We start from the raw sequence: 17,874 nt of genomic DNA, 5'->3' as shown, positions 1-17,874 counted from the left end.
ATGCTGGGCAGTGCCATGGGCTCCGGAGGCCCCACCGTGGTACGTGCCGGGATCCGCAATCGCATGACCCCGATCAAAGATCTCAAGGACAAGAACTCACCGGAGCACCTGAAACGTCTGGTCGCACAGATATCGGAGAAGCCCGAAACCGTGCAGCACCACAACGTCGACCAAGAAGGTCTCGATGCACTGCTCGAGCAACTGGCCAAGAAGCCCGGAATCCATGCGGTGCACCTGAAAAAGGGCAAGTCCAAAGTCATCCCGTCTGAAGAAGTGCAATCAGGTTAGAGGACAACCCAATTCAATGCTTCAGCTCAGCTCGAAAGAAGGTAACCGATGAAACGACTAATGACGCTACTTGGCGTTGCCGCCATGATCGGCCTCGCAGCGCCGGCGTACGCCGATCCCGTTCCGGTAACGGACGGCGATGACGCGGGCTTCATTGCCGCGCTACACCAGGCCGGGTTCAGCTTTTCCAGCGAGGGTGCTGCCGTCTCGGCAGGACGGGCGGTATGCACCTGCTTGAACAACGGCGAGGACAATTTGGAGCTGCTCCACGACGTCAAGAGCCACAACCCCGGAATGGATATGGAGATGGCATCGAACTTCGCCATGATCTCGGCGAAATTCTATTGCCCGCACCAACTTTCGAAGGCCTGATCGAGGGTCGGCTGCTCCAATGCGACCGCTACTTGCGCTGCTTGGCGTCTCCGCGATGATCGGCCTGGCCGCGCCCGCATACGGCGATCCGGACGGCAGCTCCGACGACGCCGGCTTTCTCGCGACCGTGCGCGGCGCGGGCCTCACCTACACCGACCCGGGTCAGGCCGTCGCATTCGGAAAGGCGGTGTGCGGATTGATCGGGGCCGGGAAATCAGGCCAGGAGTTGGTCCACGACTTGCAACGGAACAACCCCGGATTGACGACCGATCACGCAACCCTGTTCGTGGGGATTTCGGCGAAGTACTACTGCCCGCAGCAACTCGCCAACAACCGGGCCCCAGCGCAGTAGCGACGGCCAACCACCCTGCTGCGCAGAGGTTTCGGGGGAGTAGCCGCCGCGGAACGGATCTGGCTGCGATCCATCTGTTGTTCACCTCGGCGTGGTTAGCTGGCCGTGAAGGCGTGGCCATGCCAGCGGGGGAAGGAGTGCGCTGTGACGCAGACATTGAGTGTCGCCGATTTCGCGCTCCGCCTGGGCGTCGGGGTGGGCTGCGGCGCCCTGGTCGGTATCGAGCGGCAATGGCGAGCGCGCAGGGCCGGGCTACGGACGAACGCGCTGGTCGCCGCCGGTGCGACCTTGTTCGTGCTGTACGCGGTTGCCACCGAGGACAGCAGTCCTACCAGGGTCGCGTCCTATGTGGTCTCCGGCATCGGGTTCCTCGGCGGTGGCGTGATCCTGCGCGAGGGCGTCAACGTCCGGGGCCTCAACACCGCCGCCACCTTGTGGTGCTCGGCGGCGATCGGTGTGCTGGCCGCCTCCGGGCACTTGGTATTCACCCTGATCGCCACCCTCACGGTCATCGCCATCCATGTGGTGGGCCGCCCCCTGGGCCGGGTGATCGACCACGACGACAACACCGAGGAAGACGAGGGCCGGCAACCCTTTCTGGTGCAGGCGATCTGTCGCCCGAAAGCCGAAAAGTACGCCCGCGCTCAGCTCATCCAGCACGCCAGCAGTAACGACATGACCCTGCGCGGCATCCACACCGGGCGGGCCGCCGACGACGAAATCACGTTGACCGCACATGTGCTCGTGGACGGCCACACGCCGGCCAAGCTCGAGCGATTGGTGGCCGAGCTGTCCCTGCAGCCCGGGGTCCGCGCGGTGCAGTGGTACGCCGCTGACGAAGCGCAGTCGGACTGAGGGTTACGGCCGGGCCTGTAACTCCGGTGCGGCGGCGGCCAGCAGGTCGGCGCGGCTGCCGCTCAGTGGGGGATAGATTCGCCTGCAGTTGATGGTCTGCTTGGTGGCCTTGGCTTGCGCGCCCGTCGAGACCACCGCGCGTTCCCACCCCTCGGTGTAAACCGCGCCGGCCGGCCCGAGATCGAGAACCGTGACATACCAGGGGATTCGAAGGGCCAGCATCGGCTCGTCGAAGAGGTCGCTGATCACGTTGTATCCGGCATAACGGCCCATCGGCCGCCCATGCTGACACGACATCACCGACAGATGTTCGTCATCCATGCGGGCAGCCGCCACATCACCCGCGGCGAATATCGACTCGACTCCGATCACCCGCAGGTAGTCATCGACGGGCACCCGGCCCGACCGGTCGCGGCTAACCGGCAGCTGTTCGGTGAGCGAGCTGGCCCGCATGCCCGCGCACCACACCACGGTGGCCGCCGCCAGCTGCTCACCGGAGGACAACGACACCGAGCTCGGGCCGACCGCCGCGACACTTACTCCCGTTCTGATTTCAATCCCGTTGTCCGACAATGCTTTTTCGATTACCGGCCGCGCCGAGCTGCCCATATCGGAACCGACCACCGGATTGCGGTCGACCAGAAGCACCCGGGGAGTGACTCCAGAGGACAACGCGCGCAACCGGTCCGGCAGCTCGCATGCCGCCTCGATTCCGGTCAGCCCGGCACCGACCACCACGACGGTCGCCGCCGCAGCGGCCGGGGGACCGCCGGCAAGCCCCTGCAGATGCCGCTGCAGCGCGACGGCGCCGTCATGGGTGTCGACGTCAAAACCGAACTCTCGCAGCCCCGGGATGGCGGGTTTGAGCACCCGGCTGCCTGACGCCAGCACCAGCCGGTCGTAGCCGAAGGTCTCACCGGCCGCGGTTCCGACGGTCCGGGCGCCGGCGTCGATGGTGGTCACCTCGGTGGCGATGTGCGCCACGCCGGCGGGGTCGAGCAGCTCGGTAAGCGGGATGCGGCAGGCGCCTAGATCGGCCTCGTAGTTGCGGACCCGGATGTCGTGGAATGGCGTGGCGCTCAGCACGGTGATGTCGACCGTTCCCGGCGGCACAGTGAGCTCATCGAGGCGCCGGGCAGCGCCCAGCGCAGTCCATAACCCCGCGAACCCGGAGCCGACTACCAGCACAGCGGTCAAGTGCTCAACACCTCATCGATCCGGGCCGTCGCACCGCATTGGCCGATGGTCGTAATCTATCTGTGTGAATGCCGTCACCGGGTTCTGGTCCGCGCTGCCCCCGCAGATGCGGGACCCGGTGCTGTTCGCCATCCCGTTTTTCCTGTTGCTGTTGACCCTCGAATGGGCCGCGGCCCGCAAGCTGCAACACATCGAGGCCTCCGGGGCCGAAGCGCGGCCCGGGTCGGGCGCGTATCTGACCCGCGATTCCTGGGCGAGCATCTCGATGGGCCTCGTCTCGATAGCCACCAGCGCCGGCTGGAAGGCCCTGGCCCTGCTGGGTTATACGGCGATCTACGCTTACCTGGCGCCCTGGCACCTTTCGCCAGCCAAGTGGTACACCTGGGTCATCGCCCTCATCGGTGTCGACCTGCTGTACTACGGCTACCACCGCATCGCGCACCGGGTCCGGCTGATCTGGGCGACGCACCAGGCACATCACTCCAGCCAGTACTACAACCTCGCCACGGCGGTGCGCCAGAAGTGGAACAACAGCGGCGAGGTCTTGATGTGGACTCCGTTGCCGCTGTTGGGGCTTCCCCCCTGGATGGTGTACTTCAGCTGGTCGCTGAACTTGATTTACCAGTTCTGGATCCACACCGAGCGCATCGACAAGCTGCCGCGGCCCTTCGAATTCGTCTTCAACACCCCGTCGCACCACCGGGTGCACCACGGGATGGACCAGCTCTATCTGGACAAGAACTACGGCGGCATCCTCATCATTTGGGACCGGCTGTTCGGCAGCTTCCAGGCCGAGGTGTTCCGTCCGCATTACGGCCTCACCAAGCAAGTGGACACCTTCAACATCTGGAACCTGCAGACCCGCGAATACGTCGCGATCGTGCGCGACTGGCGGTCGGCGAGCCGGCTTCGAGACCGGTTGGGCTACGTTTTCGGACCGCCGGGCTGGACTCCGCGCCTGGCCGGTCAACCCGACGACTCCGTTCGGCTGGCGACGTCGATGTAACGCTGGCCCCGGCTAGCGCGAATAGGTCGATGTCGAAACAGTAACGACGTAATCTCAAGTTGTGGTCGGTGCCCGCGCCGGCCTTGACGGAACGGAGTCCGTCCATGGTCTATCGCATGGCACTTCGCGTACTGGCGGCAAGCGTTGCTGCCCTGGCATTCACCCCCGGTCTCCCCGCCGCCAAGGCCCACGCCGACCCGGTCGCGGTGTTCCCGGGCATGGAGATCCTTCAGGACAACCGTCTGTGCACGCTGGGCTACGTCGATCAAGCCGCCCGGATCGCATACACCGCGGGGCACTGCCGCAGCACCGGAAACGTCGTCACCGACAAGAACCGCAACGCCATCGGCCATCTCGCGACCTTCCGCGACGACACACCCAGCGGCTCGACGGTGGCAGTTGACCAGGCGATCAGCGACTACGAGGTGATCGCGCTCGACGGCAACGTCTCGATGAACGACGTGCTGCCGGGCGGACGTGCGCTGGTATCCAGCCCGAACATCGCGCTGGCGCCCGGGCAGCCGATCTGCCACTTCGGCGTGTCCACCGGGGAAACCTGCGGGACCGTCGAAGCCGTGAACAACGGCTGGTTCACCATGTCCCACGGTGTCCAGAGCCATCCGGGTGACTCGGGCGGACCGGTGTACCTAGCCCCTCCCGGCGGTCCCGGACAGGTCGTCGGGATCTTCAACAGCATGTGGGGCGACTTTCCCGCGGCGGTGTCGTGGCGCTCCACCTCCGAGCAGGTCCACCAGGACATGGCGGGGCAAGCTAACGCCGGTTAGGGCGCCTCAGCGTGACCCGAGCACAAACACCGGTATCGACGGGGCGGCGGCCCGGAACTGCTCGTCGGTCGATTCCGGTGTCAGCCCGGCCACATAGCCCTTGACCTGCCAGTACCACCTGTCGAGGTACCGCTTCAACAGTTCGGGCTTGCCCGCGTCGTCGACCTCGGTGGCCGCGACGCTTTGCCGTCGCCAGCGTGGCCCCATTTCGACGACGCCCGCAGCCCTGACGTTGCGTGCCCATTGGGTATTACCTCGCGGCGAGACGAGATAGTCGACGCCGTCAATGGTCAGGAGGTTGATCACCACCGCGCGCACCTTTCCGGTCTTGCGCCCGCGGACGCGCAGCGCCCGGGACCCGGCGATGCTGACCCCGAGGTCGGCGAGCCAGCGGATCACGGCGTTACCGGCCCGAGCGGCCCGGTTGGGTTCTTCGTAGCGCGTGGACATCGTGGATCCTCTCGACCGGCCTTCCGAATTTGCGAGAGCAGTGCTCTCCTGCTTGGTCACAATGGCACAACACTCACCGAAAAGCAAGAGCGGTGATCTCGATTCGTGTCAGACTGCCTACGTGGGCAAACGCCAGGAGTCGCGGGAACAGATCGAGACGCGCATCGTCGAACTGGGCCGTCGCCATCTGGTCGATCGCGGCGCGGCCGGATTGTCGCTGCGTGCGATAGCGCGCGACCTGGGCATGGTCTCGTCGGCGGTGTACCGGTATGTGTCCAGCCGCGACGAATTGCTCACCCTGCTGCTGATCGACGCGTATTCCGACCTGGCCGAGTCGGTGGACCTCGCCCGCGACACGGTGGGCGAGCAGTGGAGTGACGACGTGGTCGCCATCGCGCAGGCGGCACGGCGCTGGGCCGTGCAGCATCCCGCGCAGTGGGCCCTGCTGTATGGCAGCCCGGTGCCCGGATATCACGCCCCTGCGGAGCGCACCGTCGGAGTCGGCACCCGCGTAGTGGGAGCCATCTTCGACGCGATTGCCGCGGGAATCACCACCGGCGACATCAGGCTAACGAATACCGTTGTGCCACAACCACTGTCATCAGATTTCGACCGAATCCGGCAGGAGTTCAGCTTTCCCGGCGACGATGCCGTCATCGGCAAGTGCTTTTTGTTCTGGGCCGCGGTGCTGGGTGCCATCAGCCTCGAGGTGTTCGGGCAGTACGGCGCCGACACCCTGACCGACCCGGAGGCGGTCTTCAACACCCAACTGGGGCTGCTGGTCGACATGCTGGCCCAGCATTGACCCCAGCCATCGCCCGGCAGCCGGGAGCGCCCGAACTAGAACGTGTTCACCTGACGATTCCGAGCGCAAAACGCGGAATCACGGCAAAGACTTTGTGGGCCTTTCTGAGGGCCGACAGACTGGGCTATCCTGCCAAACGATGACGCTTCCCGTTCGATCACCGACACAGATCGCCTGGGTTACCCAGAATCTGGATGCCACCGAAACGGCTCTCACCGGCCTGTTAGGCGTCCGAAAGTGGGTCCGGATACCCGAGGTGCACTTTGCTCCGGACAGCTGCAGCTACCGCGGCAAACCCGCCGATTTCGTCGCCAGCATCTCACTGAGCTATCTCGGAGAGATGCAGCTGGAGCTCATCGAACCGGTCAGCGGGGAGAACATCTATAGTGAATTTTTGCGCGACTCCGGCCCGGGTTTGCACCACGTCTGCACGGAGGCCGACAGCCCCGAGCAATTCGATGCGGCGCTCGCCGACGTCGTTAACCACGGCGCGGCGGTAGTGCAGCAGGGCGTGATGCCCGGCGGAATCCAATTCGCTTACGTCGCAGCACCACAGGCGGGCGTGCCGTTTTTGGAGATCGCATACGTCTCGCCCGAGATGAGGGCGTTTTACGACTACATCAAACAGGAGCAAGGGTGAGCACCGAGATCCCAGCAACGGTCAACGCGAACACAGTGACGTCCTGGTCGGACGAGGTCGACGTGCTCGTGATCGGTTTCGGCATCGGCGGTGGATGCGCGGCGGTGAGTGCGGCGGCGGCCGGCGCGCGGGTCCTCGTCCTCGAGCGCGCCGCCGTGGCGGGCGGAACGACCTCGCTTGCCGGCGGCCACTTCTACCTGGGTGGCGGCACCGCGGTCCAGGAGGCGACCGGTCATACCGACTCGCCCGAGGAGATGTACAAGTACTTGGTCGCGGTGTCTCGCAAGCCCGACCACGACAAGATTCGTGCGTACTGCGAAGGCAGCGTCGAGCATTTCAACTGGCTCGAAGATTTGGGCTTTCAGTTCGAACGCAGCTACTTCCCGGGCAAAGCGGTGATCCAACCCAACACCGAGGGGTTGATGTTCACCGGCAACGAAAAGGTATGGCCCTTCCTGGAGAAGGCGGTGCCGGCACCGCGCGGCCACAAGGTGCCGGTGCCCGGCGACACCGGCGGCGCCAGCATGGTGATCGACCTGCTGCTCAAACGAGCCGTAAGCCTGGGCGTGCAAATCCGTTACGAGACCGGTGCCACCGAACTCATCGTCGATGATTCGGGCGCGGTAACCGGTGTGACGTGGAAGCAGTTCACCGAAACCGGTGCGATCAAGGCAAAGTCGGTCATCATTGCCGCCGGGGGATTCGTGATGAATCCGGAGATGGTTGCCAAGTACACGCCGAAACTGGCCGAAAAGCCGTTCGTGCTCGGCAACACTTACGATGACGGCCTCGGCATCCGAATGGGTGTGTCGGCCGGCGGCGCCACCCAGCACATGGACCAGATCTTCATCACCGCCCCGCCGTACCCGCCGTCGATCCTGCTGACCGGGATCATCGTGAACAAGCTCGGGCAGCGGTTCGTCGCCGAGGATTGCTATCACTCCCGCACGTCGGGGTTCATCATGGATCAGCCGGACAGTGCGGCGTTCTTGATTGTCGACGAGGCACACCTCGAGCACCCGTCGATGCCGTTGGTGCCACTCATCGACGGCTGGGAGACCGTCGCCGATATGGAAGCGGGCCTTGGCATCCCGGAAGGCAACCTGGTCGCGACGCTGGACCGCTACAACACCTATGCCGCCCGCGGCGAGGACCCCGACTTTCACAAGCAGCCGGAATTCCTTGCGGCACAAGATAAAGGCCCCTGGGGGGCGTTCGACATGTCACTGGGCAAGGCGATGTACGCCGGCTTCACCGTCGGTGGGCTGGCCACCTCCGTGGACGGTCAGGTGCTGCGCGAGGACGGCACGGTGGTGCCCGGCCTGTACGCGGTCGGGGCGTGTGCGTCCAACATCGCCCAGGACGGCAAGGGTTACGCCAGCGGCACGCAGCTGGGCGAGGGCTCGTTCTTCGGCCGCCGCGCCGGAACGCACGCGGCCCAAGAGGCCGGGGGCGGGCAGGCGCGCTAAGACACCGCGCCGGAACGCACGCGGCCGAGCACCGCTAAACCTTCGCGGGCTCCTGGCCTACCGGTCCGAGCCGCCATTGGCCGCCACCAAGCAAGTGCAGCTCTTGTTCGTGGTGCTGCTCGACGGTATGGCGATGGCTGACGCTGACCACGACACACTCCGGCAACTCGCTGCGTAGCAACTGATACAGCGCGAATTCCAGTCCTTCGTCGAGCGCCGACGTGGCTTCGTCGAGGAACACCGCCTTGGGCTTGGTGAGCAGAATCCGTGCGAATGCAACACGCTGCTGCTCACCGGGCGAGAGCACCTTGGCCCAGTCCTGTTCTTCATCCAGTCGTTCGATCAGCGGGGCCAGCGCCACCTTGTTCAGCACGTCGTGCAGTTCACCATCGGAGATGTCGTCCGGCGAATTCGGGTAGCACACCACGCCGCGCAGACTGCCCAGCGGTACATATGGCAACTGCGACAAGAACATCGTCACGTTGTCCCCGGCCGGGCGGCACAGCGTTCCGGACGCGTATGGCCACAATTCGGCCAGACTGCGCAGCAGCGTGGTCTTGCCGGCACCGGAACGCCCGGTGATCACCAGCGAGTCACCGGTGTCGAGCTCTACGTCGAGCGAATCGATCAGCTGATCTCCGGCCGGCGTGCGCACCTCGATACCGGCCAGCTCGACCGCTTTGTCCTGGCTCGGTTTCACCAACACAGCGGGCAGCGCGCGGCCCTGGGCGTTGGCGTCCACCAGCCCGTGCAACCGGATGATGGCCGCGCGGAATGAGGCGAACGCGTCGTAGTTGTTCCGGAAGAACGACAGCGAGTCATGAATGTTGCCGAATGCCGTTGCCGTCTGGCCTACGTCGCCGAAGTCGATCTTGCCGGCGAATAGCCGCGGGGCCTGAATGATCCACGGCAGCGGGACAATCGCCTGAGACACCGACCAGTTCCAGCCGTTGAAGATGATGGTCCGCCGGACGAACTTGCGGTAGTTGTCGATGATCGGCGTGAAGCGCCGCCACAGTTGGGCCCGCTCGACTCGCTCGCCGCGGTAGAAGCCGACCGCTTCCGCGGCGTCCCGCAACCGCACCAGGGCATAGCGGAATGCGGCGTTGAGCTTCTCGTTGTTGAAGCTCAGCCAAATCAGCGGGCGCCCAAGCCAAATCGCGACGACTGTCGCGATCAGCACGTAGACCACAACCGTCCAGAACATGGCCCGCGGCAGCGTGACGCCGAAGAGGGTCAAGTCGCCGGACAGGTTCCACAGGATCGCGGCGAACGAGATCACCGACGCGACCGCATTGACGGCGCCGAACAGCAACGTGCTTCCGGTGCCGTTGGACGGGTTGTTAGGGGTTCCACCCGCGTTGGCGGTGAAGATGTCGATGTCCTGCTGAATACGCTGGTCCGGGTTGTCAATGGTGTTGTCGATGAACAGATCTCGGTAGTAGGCCTTGCCGTCCAGCCAGTCATCGGTGAGGTGGGCGGTCAACCAGATGCGCCACGAGATGATGAACCGCTGCGTCAGATAGATGTCGAACATGAACCGGACGACGTACAGCGTGGCCAGCACACTGAAGATCACCAGCGACATCCAAAAGCCGTGAATACCAGACTGTTTGACGGCGTCGTCGCCCGCGGCCATGCCCTGGACCGCCTTCTGAACCGCCGTGTACAGGTCGTTGCCCTGGTAGCTGAGCAACACGGTGAGCCGCACCGCGAGGAGTACCGACAGCAACAGCACAGCAAGCATCACCCACACTTTGACGCTGTCCGGACCGACAAAGTAGCCGCGGGTGATCCGCCAGAACTGCCGGCCCCAGGGTGTGAAGTATCTGAATGCGGCCAGCACGACGATCAGACAAACGGCGCCGATCGCCCAGGCAATGGCGACCCATTGCAACGAGTCAACAAGTGCCGACGACCAGTCGATGGATGGCTTGAATAGCGTGGGACCCAACTTCGACGTCTCCTTGCTATCGAGGCATCCTGCGGAGCCTCATGGCGAATGCTTCCCCGCGAAGGTACCCGAGACCGGCGGATAGGCTGCCAGGATGAGCATCGACGCTCCGTCCAGCCAGATCGTCCACGCCGGCCGCCTCATCGCCCGCCGCCTGCGGGCCAGTGGTATCGACACCCTGTTCACGTTGTCCGGCGGCCACCTGTTCTCCATCTACGACGGCTGCCGTGACGAGGGCATTCGACTCATCGACACCCGCCACGAGCAGACGGCGGCGTTCGCCGCGGAGGGCTGGTCGAAGGTGACCCGGGTGCCGGGCGTGGCCGCACTCACCGCGGGCCCCGGCGTCACCAACGGAATGAGCGCAATGGCGGCCGCACAGCAAAACCAGTCGCCGCTGGTGGTGCTGGGCGGCCGGGCGCCCGCGCAGCGATGGGGCATGGGATCGCTGCAGGAGATCGACCACGTGCCGTTTGTGGCGCCGCTGACTCGTTTCGCGGCCACCGCGCAGTCCGCCGAGGATGCGGGCCGGCTTGTCGACGAGGCCTTACGCGCCGCGGTCGGCGCCCCGTCGGGGGTGGGATTCGTCGACTTTCCGATGGATCACGTGTTCGCCGTCTCCGAGGACGACGGCCGTCCCGGCGCGCTGCGCGAGCCGCCCCCGGCGCAAGCTCCCGACGGCAACGCCCTGGACCGCGCCGCCGGCCTGCTGGCGACCGCACAGCGGCCGGTGATCATGGCCGGCACCAACGTGTGGTGGGGACACGCCGAGGCGGCGCTGCTGCGGCTCGCCGAGGAGCGGCAAATCCCGGTGCTGATGAACGGGATGGCCCGCGGCGTCGTGCCCGCCGATCACCCGTTGGCGTTCTCGCGGGCGCGGGCCAAAGCGCTGGGCGAGGCGGATGTCGCCCTCGTCGTCGGGGTGCCGATGGATTTTCGGCTCGGCTTCGGCAAGGTGTTCGGGCCCAACACCCAGCTCGTCGTGGCGGATCGGGTCGAACCCGACCGGGAGCACCCCCGGCCGATCGCCGCGGGCCTCTACGGCGACCTCACGGCCATTCTCTCGGCGCTGTCCGGGCCGAATGCAGCCGACCATCAGGACTGGATCGCTGCGCTGCGGACGACCGAGACCGCCGCGCGCGATCAGGAAACGGCCGATCTCGGTGACGACCGGATCCCGCTGCACCCGATGCGGGTCTACGCCGAACTGGCGCCGCTGCTGGACCGCGACGCCATCGTGGTCATCGACGCCGGCGATTTCGGTTCCTACGCGGGCCGGGTGATCGACAGCTACCAGCCGGGCTGCTGGCTGGACAGCGGTCCGTTCGGCTGTCTTGGCTCGGGTCCCGGCTACGCCCTGGCCGCCAAATTGGCCTACCCGAACCGCCAGGTCGTTCTGCTGCAGGGCGACGGCGCATTCGGGTTCAGCGGGATGGAATGGGACACCCTGGTGCGCCATCAAGTGCCGGTCGTGTCGGTGATCGGCAACAACGGAATCTGGGCGCTGGAAAAGCATCCGATGGAGGCGATCTACGGCTATTCGGTGGTCGCGGAGCTGCGTCCGGGCACCCGCTACGACCAGGTGGTGCGCGCGCTGGGCGGCCACGCCGAACTGGTGTCGGCGCCCGCGGAGCTTCGGCCCGCGCTGGAGCGGTCCTTCGCCAGCGGCCTGCCCGCGGTCGTCAACGTGCTCACCGACCCGAGCATCGCCTATCCCCGCCGATCGAACCTGGCCTGACGGGTCGGCGCTGCTCACCGCGTACGGTTGACCTGTGTCAAAGACCACCCGCACTCAACCGGGCCGTCTGAGCAGCAGATTTTGGCGACTGCTCGGCGCAAGTACGGAAAAGAACCGCACGCGCTCCCTCACGCAGGTCAGCGAGTCGTCCGAATACGACGAGAAAGCCGCCGATCTCTCCGACGAGCAGCTGCGCAAGGCCACCGGATTGCTCAACCTCGACGCTCTCGCGGACTCCGAGGACATCTCGCAATTCCTGGCGATCGCCCGGGAAGCCGCGGAGCGGTCAACGGGGTTGCGGCCGTTCGACGTTCAGTTGTTGGGCGCGTTGCGCATGCTCGACGGCGATGTAATCGAAATGGCGACCGGTGAGGGCAAAACCCTGGCCGGCGCGATCGCGGCCGCCGGATACGCGATCGCCGGCCGGCACGTGCACGTGGTCACCATCAACGACTACCTGGCCCGCCGCGACGCGGAATGGATGGGCCCGCTGCTTCAGGCGATGGGATTGACGGTCGGCTGGATCACCGCGGAGTCGACGAGTGAGGAGCGCCGCGCGGCCTACGACTGCGACGTCACCTACGCCTCGGTCAACGAGATCGGCTTCGACGTACTACGGGATCAGCTGGTGACCGACGTCGACGACCTGGTATCGCCCAATCCCGATGTGGCCCTTATCGATGAGGCCGATTCGGTTCTGGTCGACGAGGCGCTGGTGCCGCTGGTGCTGGCCGGCACCACGCACCGGGAGACGCCGCGGCTGGAGATCATCAAACTGGTGGGCGAGCTCGTCGCCGACACCGACTACGACACCGACTCCGACAGCCGCAACGTGCATCTGACCGATGCCGGTGCACGCAAGGTCGAAAAGGCGCTCGGCGGCATCGATCTGTACTCCGAGGAACACGTCGTCACCACGCTCACCGAGGTCAACGTCGCGCTGCACGCGCACGTGCTGCTGCATCGCGACGTGCACTACATCGTCCGCGACGATGCCGTGCACCTGATCAACTCCTCCCGCGGCCGCATCGCGCAACTGCAGCGCTGGCCGGACGGCCTGCAGGCCGCGGTCGAGGCAAAGGAAGGCATCGAGACCACCGAGACGGGCGAGGTGCTGGACACCATCACCGTGCAGGCGCTGATCAACCGCTACACGACCGTGTGCGGAATGACCGGCACCGCGCTGGCCGCCGGTGAGCAGCTGCGTCAGTTCTACAAGCTCGGCGTCTCGCCAATTCCGCCGAATACTCCCAACATTCGCGAGGACGAGTCCGACCGGGTTTACATCACCGCCGCGGCCAAGAACGATGCGATCGTCGAGCACATCGCCGACGTGCACGAAACGGGACAGCCGGTGCTGGTGGGCACCCGAGACGTGGCCGAATCCGAGGAGCTGCACGAGCGGCTGGTGCGCCGCGGTGTGGCGGCGGTCGTGCTGAACGCCAAGAACGATGCCGAGGAAGCCCAGGTGATCGCCGAGGCCGGCAAGTACGGCATCGTCACGGTGTCCACCCAGATGGCCGGGCGCGGCACCGATATCCGCCTTGGCGGATCCGACGAAGCCGACCACGACCGGGTCGCCGAACTGGGCGGGCTGCATGTGGTCGGCACGGGACGCCATCACACCGAACGGCTGGACAACCAGTTGCGCGGGCGGGCCGGACGCCAGGGCGATCCCGGCTCGACGGTGTTCTTCTCGAGCTGGGAGGACGACGTCGTTGCGGCCAACCTCGACCGCAACAAGCTGCCGGAGCAGACGGACGAGGACGGCAAAATCGTCAGCCCGAAGACCAACGAGCTGCTCGATCACGCGCAGCGCGTCGCCGAGGGCCGGCTGCTGGATGTGCACGCGAACACCTGGCGCTACAACCAGCTGATCGCCCAGCAGCGCGCGATCATCGTGGATCGCCGAAACACCTTGCTGCGCACCGTAACTGCGCGTGAAGAGCTCGCGGAACTGGCGCCGAAGCGCTACGAGGAACTGGCCGAGACCGAGGGAATATCTGAGGAACGCCTCGAGACGATCTGCCGGCAGATCATGCTCTATCACCTCGACCGCGGCTGGGCCGATCACCTGGCCTACCTCGCCGACATCCGCGAAAGCATCCATCTGCGCGCGTTGGGCCGGCAGAACCCGCTGGACGAGTTCCACCGGATGGCGGTGGACGCGTTCGCGTCGCTGGCCGCCGACGCGATCGAGGCGGCTCAGCAGACGTTCGAAACGGCGAACGTCCTGGAAGAGGAGCCGGGCCTGGATCTGTCCAAGCTGGCCCGACCGACGTCGACGTGGACATACATGGTCAACGACAACCCCCTGTCCGACGACACGTTGTCCACCCTGAGCCTGCCCGGAGTGTTCCGCTAGACCGACGGGGCGTTGTCCGCCGAGGGTGCGGCCAGTCGCACGCTCGCACCCGGCTCGTCCCGCGGTGCGGACCGCCGCGTCACCGGGCTAAGGTCACGGCTCATGGAGCCGGATCCACCAGACCGGGTGCTGACAGTGCCCAACCTGTTGAGCGCCATCCGCCTGCTGCTCATCCCGGTATTCATCTACGTTCTGGTGTTCGCGCACGCCAACGGCTGGGCGGTGGCGATCCTGATGTTCAGCGGCGCCTCCGACTGGGCCGACGGCAAGATCGCCCGCACGCTGGACCAGTCGTCGCGGTTGGGTGTCCTGCTCGACCCCGCGGTCGATCGCCTCTACATGGTCACCGTGCCCCTGGTGCTGGCGCTGACCGGGATCGTGCCGTGGTGGTTCGTCATCACGCTGGTGGCGCGCGACGTGCTGCTAGCCGCCACCTTGCCGCTGTTGCGCAGCCGCGGGTTATCGGCGTTGCCGGTGACCTACGTCGGCAAGGCCGCGACGTTCGCCTTGATGTCGGGCTTTCCGCTCGTTTTGCTGGGTACGTGGGACGCGTTGTGGAGCCGGGTGATCGGGGCGTGCGGTTGGGGCTTCCTGATCTGGGGTATGTACGCCTACCTGTGGTCATTCGTCCTCTACGCGGTGCAGATGGTCCTGGTGATGCGCCGGATGCCCAAAGTCACCCGGCAGCCGGCGCAGCCGATCACCCCCAAGGCGGGTGAGCATGGCTGAACCGGACCGCATGCTCGGCGGCTACGACCCCAGCGCGGGCCGCAGCGCGCATGCGGCGGCGCGCCCGACGCTGATCCCGGTACCGTCCCTGCTGCGCGCACTGCTGTCGGAGCATCTGGATCCCGGTTATGCCGCGGCAGCGCATCGGCGTGCCGGCACAGCCACACCACAGACCGGTCGAACGCGCGTTTTCAGCTGGCTCTGGCAAGGCGTGGCGGCGATGCTGGTCGCCACCGTGTTCGCCGCCGCGGTCGCGCAAGCTCGCTCGGTCGAGCCCGGTGTGCGCACGGCCCAGCAGCTGCTGGTGCGCAGTGTGCGATCAACCGAAGACGCCGCCACCAAATTGGCTCAGCAGCGCAGCAAGCTGTCGAGCCGGGTCGACGACGTCCAGCGACTCGCGCTGGCGGACGACACGGAGGGCCAGCGGCTGCTGACCCGTCTGGACGGGCTCAGCCTGGCGGCGGCCAGCACAGCGATCATCGGCCCCGGCCTGACCGTGAAAGTGACCGATCCCGGTGCCAGCCCGAATCTTTCCGACGTGTCCAAGCAACGGGTGAACGGCAGCCGGCAAATCATCCTCGACCGCGATCTGCAGCTCGTGGTCAACTCCTTGTGGGCCAGCGGCGCCGAGGCCATTTCGGTGGGTGGAGTGCGGATCGGGCCGAACGTGACAATCCGTCAGGCCGGGGGGGCGATCCTGGTCGACAACAACCCCACCAGTAGCCCCTACACGATCCTCGCGGTCGGGCCGCCGCACGCGATGCGGGACGTCTTCGAGAACAGTCCCGGATTGCAACGCCTTAGGCTGCTGGAGGTCTCCTACGGTGTCGGCATCACGGTGGACGTCTCCGACGGTCTCTCGCTGCCTGCCGGTTCCGTCCGGGAAGTCAAGTTCGCCAAACAGATTGGGCCCTAGTGAGAATTGTCCTCGTAAGTCTGGGGGAAATGCGAACGGGAAACCGCGCATGATCGGTATCGCGGCGCTGGTGATCGGCATCGTGCTGGGCTTGGTCTTCCACCCGGCGGTGCCCGAGGTCGTTCAGCCGTATCTGCCCATCGCGGTGGTGGCCGCACTCGATGCTGTCTTCGGCGGGCTGCGTGCCTACCTCGAGCGGATCTTCGACCCCAAGGTCTTCGTGATTTCGTTCGTGTTCAACGTGTTTGTGGCCGCACTGATTGTCTACGTCGGCGACCAGTTGGGCGTCGGCACGCAGCTGTCCACGGCCATCATCGTCGTATTGGGTATCCGGATCTTCGGCAACGCCGCCGCGCTGCGGCGCCGGCTATTCGGGGCATGACACAAAGATGAGGTCAGCGTGAGCCAGGACCTGCCACCCGGCGCGGCCGACGAAAGTCGTGACGCGCCAACCCGGCACGAGGATTCCGGGGCTGACGCCGACGACGCTGCGCAGCGTGGTCGCCACGAATTGCCCGCACGCACTCCGCGCCCCGAGATCGGAGCGGTGGGCCGGACCGGGTTGTCCGCAATGCTGCGCAGCGGTCGGTCCCGGCTGATGTTCGGAACGCTGGCGGTCGTGCTCTGCCTGCTCCTCGGCGTCGCTATCGTCACCCAGGTCCGCCAGACCCGGTCGGGGGACTCGCTGGACACGGCGCGCCCCGCGGATCTGTTGGTGCTGCTGGATTCGTTGCGACAGCGCGAGGGCACGCTGAACGGCGAAGTCAACGATTTGCAGAACACCCTGAATTCGTTGCAGGCGTCCGGCAACACCGACCAGGCCGCGATCCAAAGCGCACAGGCCAGGCTGGCCGCGCTGTCCATCCTGGTCGGCGCGGTCGGCGCCACCGGCCCCGGCGTGACCATCACCGTCGACGACCCCGGCCCGGGGGTGTCACCAGAGGTAATGCTCGACGTGATCAATGAATTGCGGGCTGCCGGAGCAGAGGCGATCGAGGTCAACGGCGCACACCAGTCCGTGCGGGTAGGTGTCGACACTTGGGTGGTCGGCACGCCCGGTTCGCTGACCATCGACAACAAGGCGCTGTCGCCACCGTATTCGATTCTGGCGATTGGCGATCCGCCCACCCTGGCCGCCGCGATGAACATTCCCGGTGGGGCAGAGGACAGCATCAAGCGGGTCGGCGGAAAGATGTCCGTGCAGCAGAGCGAACGCATCGACGTGACCACCTTGCGACAACCAAAACCGCACCAATACGCTCAGCCCGTCAAGTGAGACGCCGACCAGAACAGGATTACCGTGAGCGATATCCGGCCCGATCTGCACTACACCGCCGAACATGAGTGGGTTCGCCGGAGCGGTGACGACACCGTGCGGGTCGGCATCACCGACTTCGCGCAGTCAGCACTGGGCGACGTTGTTTTCGTCCAGCTGCCCGACGTCGGCACCGAATTGACGGCGGGCGAGTCTTTCGGCGAAGTGGAATCGACGAAATCCGTCTCGGACTTGTACGCACCGCTGTCCGGCAAGGTCACTGCCGTCAACGGCGATCTGGAAGGCGACCCGCAGCTGGTCAACTCGGATCCGTACGGTGCCGGCTGGCTGCTGGATATTCAGGTCTCGGAAGCATCCGAGTTGGAGTCCGCCATTTCCGCGCTGCTTGATGCCGAGGCCTACCGCGGCACGCTCACCGAGTGACGGTTGCTAATGTCCCTGCCAGCCCTGCGCGCGGACGCAACGCGGGCCATGACAACGCCCGTACTTGGGGCCGCGCCGGGGAGAGGGGGCCGGCCACGCGATCGCCTTGCGATCCTGCCGGTGGTTAGCGCATTCCGAACCACCGCGCGGTACGGTCGACACAACAGCACTAGAAGGCAAGTAATCGGCAATACAGGGTTTACGAACCTAGTGGGAAGCCGGCCGAACGGCCCGGTCAGACAACGCCACAGCAG

Annotated in this window: 18 protein-coding genes and 1 pseudogene; 16 read left to right on the top strand and 3 right to left on the bottom strand. The window is 65.8% G+C overall.

What is annotated here, in order from left to right; genetic code table 11:
* The 4 genes and pseudogenes from ACZY0B_RS10515 to ACZY0B_RS10500 all read left to right on the top strand — a co-directional run.
* A pseudogene (locus ACZY0B_RS10515) lies at nt 1-288 on the top strand (PPE family protein); the annotation flags it as partial.
* A gap of 48 nt (nt 289-336) precedes the next feature.
* Nucleotides 337-660 (top strand): DUF732 domain-containing protein, encoded by a 324-nt coding sequence (locus tag ACZY0B_RS10510; RefSeq protein WP_463764037.1) that lies wholly within the window; start codon nt 337-339, stop codon nt 658-660.
* A 19-nt stretch (nt 661-679) separates the two neighbouring features.
* On the top strand, nt 680-1,012 hold the full coding sequence (locus ACZY0B_RS10505) for a DUF732 domain-containing protein (RefSeq protein WP_463764036.1): 333 nt from the start codon (nt 680-682) through the stop codon (nt 1,010-1,012).
* A gap of 144 nt (nt 1,013-1,156) precedes the next feature.
* On the top strand, nt 1,157-1,867 hold the full coding sequence (locus ACZY0B_RS10500) for an MgtC/SapB family protein (RefSeq protein ID WP_463764035.1): 711 nt from the start codon (nt 1,157-1,159) through the stop codon (nt 1,865-1,867).
* 3 nt (nt 1,868-1,870) lie between these two features.
* Here ACZY0B_RS10500 and ACZY0B_RS10495 read toward each other — a convergent pair whose 3' ends face one another.
* Entirely contained in the window at nt 1,871-3,064 is a 1,194-nt protein-coding gene (locus ACZY0B_RS10495) for an NAD(P)/FAD-dependent oxidoreductase (RefSeq protein ID WP_463764034.1), read from the bottom strand.
* Nucleotides 3,065-3,128: 64 nt separating this feature from the next.
* Here ACZY0B_RS10495 and ACZY0B_RS10490 point away from each other — a divergent pair, with 64 nt between their 5' ends.
* Nucleotides 3,129-4,070, top strand: a complete 942-nt coding sequence (locus tag ACZY0B_RS10490) for a sterol desaturase family protein (RefSeq protein WP_463764033.1) — start codon at nt 3,129-3,131, stop codon at nt 4,068-4,070.
* A gap of 104 nt (nt 4,071-4,174) precedes the next feature.
* Nucleotides 4,175-4,855 carry an Rv1815 family serine proteinase gene (locus tag ACZY0B_RS10485; protein WP_463764032.1) on the top strand — a complete coding sequence of 227 codons (681 nt, stop codon included), beginning with the start codon at nt 4,175-4,177 and terminating at the stop codon, nt 4,853-4,855.
* Between the two features lie 6 nt (nt 4,856-4,861).
* On the opposite strand, the gene ACZY0B_RS10480 is transcribed toward ACZY0B_RS10485, so the two are convergent.
* Complete coding sequence (locus tag ACZY0B_RS10480) at nt 4,862-5,305, bottom strand: nitroreductase/quinone reductase family protein (RefSeq protein ID WP_463764031.1); 444 nt, start codon at nt 5,303-5,305, stop codon at nt 4,862-4,864.
* Between the two features lie 121 nt (nt 5,306-5,426).
* Between ACZY0B_RS10480 and ACZY0B_RS10475 the strand changes: the two genes are divergently transcribed.
* The 3 genes from ACZY0B_RS10475 to ACZY0B_RS10465 all read left to right on the top strand — a co-directional run bounded on the left by ACZY0B_RS10475 (nt 5,427) and on the right by ACZY0B_RS10465 (nt 8,219).
* Nucleotides 5,427-6,110 (top strand): TetR/AcrR family transcriptional regulator, encoded by a 684-nt coding sequence (locus tag ACZY0B_RS10475; protein WP_463764030.1) that lies wholly within the window; start codon nt 5,427-5,429, stop codon nt 6,108-6,110.
* 139 nt (nt 6,111-6,249) lie between these two features.
* On the top strand, nt 6,250-6,750 hold the full coding sequence (locus tag ACZY0B_RS10470; protein ID WP_463764029.1) for a VOC family protein: 501 nt from the start codon (nt 6,250-6,252) through the stop codon (nt 6,748-6,750).
* On the top strand, nt 6,747-8,219 hold the full coding sequence (locus ACZY0B_RS10465) for an FAD-binding protein (RefSeq protein WP_463764028.1): 1,473 nt from the start codon (nt 6,747-6,749) through the stop codon (nt 8,217-8,219). Before ACZY0B_RS10470 ends, ACZY0B_RS10465 begins: the two co-directional genes overlap by 4 nt.
* A gap of 34 nt (nt 8,220-8,253) precedes the next feature.
* On the opposite strand, the gene ACZY0B_RS10460 is transcribed toward ACZY0B_RS10465, so the two are convergent.
* Entirely contained in the window at nt 8,254-10,173 is a 1,920-nt protein-coding gene (locus tag ACZY0B_RS10460; RefSeq protein WP_463764027.1) for an ABC transporter ATP-binding protein/permease, read from the bottom strand.
* A 94-nt stretch (nt 10,174-10,267) separates the two neighbouring features.
* Between ACZY0B_RS10460 and ACZY0B_RS10455 the strand changes: the two genes are divergently transcribed.
* The 7 genes from ACZY0B_RS10455 (at nt 10,268) to gcvH (ending at nt 17,620) form a co-directional block, all read left to right on the top strand.
* Nucleotides 10,268-11,911: an acetolactate synthase gene (locus ACZY0B_RS10455; protein ID WP_463764026.1), complete on the top strand. Its 1,644-nt coding sequence runs from the start codon at nt 10,268-10,270 to the stop codon at nt 11,909-11,911.
* Between the two features lie 34 nt (nt 11,912-11,945).
* Nucleotides 11,946-14,276, top strand: coding sequence for an accessory Sec system translocase SecA2 (secA2, locus tag ACZY0B_RS10450; RefSeq protein WP_463764025.1), 2,331 nt, complete (start codon nt 11,946-11,948; stop codon nt 14,274-14,276).
* A gap of 102 nt (nt 14,277-14,378) precedes the next feature.
* Nucleotides 14,379-15,005: a CDP-alcohol phosphatidyltransferase family protein gene (locus ACZY0B_RS10445; protein ID WP_463764024.1), complete on the top strand. Its 627-nt coding sequence runs from the start codon at nt 14,379-14,381 to the stop codon at nt 15,003-15,005.
* Nucleotides 14,998-15,921: a DUF881 domain-containing protein gene (locus tag ACZY0B_RS10440; RefSeq protein WP_463764023.1), complete on the top strand. Its 924-nt coding sequence runs from the start codon at nt 14,998-15,000 to the stop codon at nt 15,919-15,921. Before ACZY0B_RS10445 ends, ACZY0B_RS10440 begins: the two co-directional genes overlap by 8 nt.
* Before the next feature lie 49 nt (nt 15,922-15,970).
* Complete coding sequence (locus ACZY0B_RS10435) at nt 15,971-16,303, top strand: small basic family protein (RefSeq protein WP_463764022.1); 333 nt, start codon at nt 15,971-15,973, stop codon at nt 16,301-16,303.
* Between the two features lie 18 nt (nt 16,304-16,321).
* Nucleotides 16,322-17,197: a DUF881 domain-containing protein gene (locus tag ACZY0B_RS10430; protein WP_463764021.1), complete on the top strand. Its 876-nt coding sequence runs from the start codon at nt 16,322-16,324 to the stop codon at nt 17,195-17,197.
* A 24-nt stretch (nt 17,198-17,221) separates the two neighbouring features.
* Nucleotides 17,222-17,620, top strand: coding sequence for a glycine cleavage system protein GcvH (gcvH, locus tag ACZY0B_RS10425; RefSeq protein ID WP_463764020.1), 399 nt, complete (start codon nt 17,222-17,224; stop codon nt 17,618-17,620).
* The last annotated feature ends 254 nt before the right edge of the window (nt 17,621-17,874 follow it).

The sequence above is a fragment of the Mycobacterium sp. IDUB_19 genome, assembly GCF_055419445.1.
Note: the sequence above shows the minus strand (reverse complement) of the source record. Positions and strands in the feature narration are given on the sequence as shown.

Coding starts and splice junctions, on each gene's coding strand:
- ACZY0B_RS10435 (WP_463764022.1), top strand. CDS start 15,971: ATGATCGGTATCGCGGCGCTGGTGATCGGCATCGTGCTGGGCTTGGTC.
- ACZY0B_RS10445 (WP_463764024.1), top strand. CDS start 14,379: ATGGAGCCGGATCCACCAGACCGGGTGCTGACAGTGCCCAACCTGTTG.
- ACZY0B_RS10455 (WP_463764026.1), top strand. CDS start 10,268: ATGAGCATCGACGCTCCGTCCAGCCAGATCGTCCACGCCGGCCGCCTC.
- ACZY0B_RS10470 (WP_463764029.1), top strand. CDS start 6,250: ATGACGCTTCCCGTTCGATCACCGACACAGATCGCCTGGGTTACCCAG.
- ACZY0B_RS10440 (WP_463764023.1), top strand. CDS start 14,998: ATGGCTGAACCGGACCGCATGCTCGGCGGCTACGACCCCAGCGCGGGC.
- ACZY0B_RS10505 (WP_463764036.1), top strand. CDS start 680: ATGCGACCGCTACTTGCGCTGCTTGGCGTCTCCGCGATGATCGGCCTG.
- ACZY0B_RS10510 (WP_463764037.1), top strand. CDS start 337: ATGAAACGACTAATGACGCTACTTGGCGTTGCCGCCATGATCGGCCTC.
- ACZY0B_RS10480 (WP_463764031.1), bottom strand. CDS start 5,305: ATGTCCACGCGCTACGAAGAACCCAACCGGGCCGCTCGGGCCGGTAAC.
- ACZY0B_RS10485 (WP_463764032.1), top strand. CDS start 4,175: ATGGTCTATCGCATGGCACTTCGCGTACTGGCGGCAAGCGTTGCTGCC.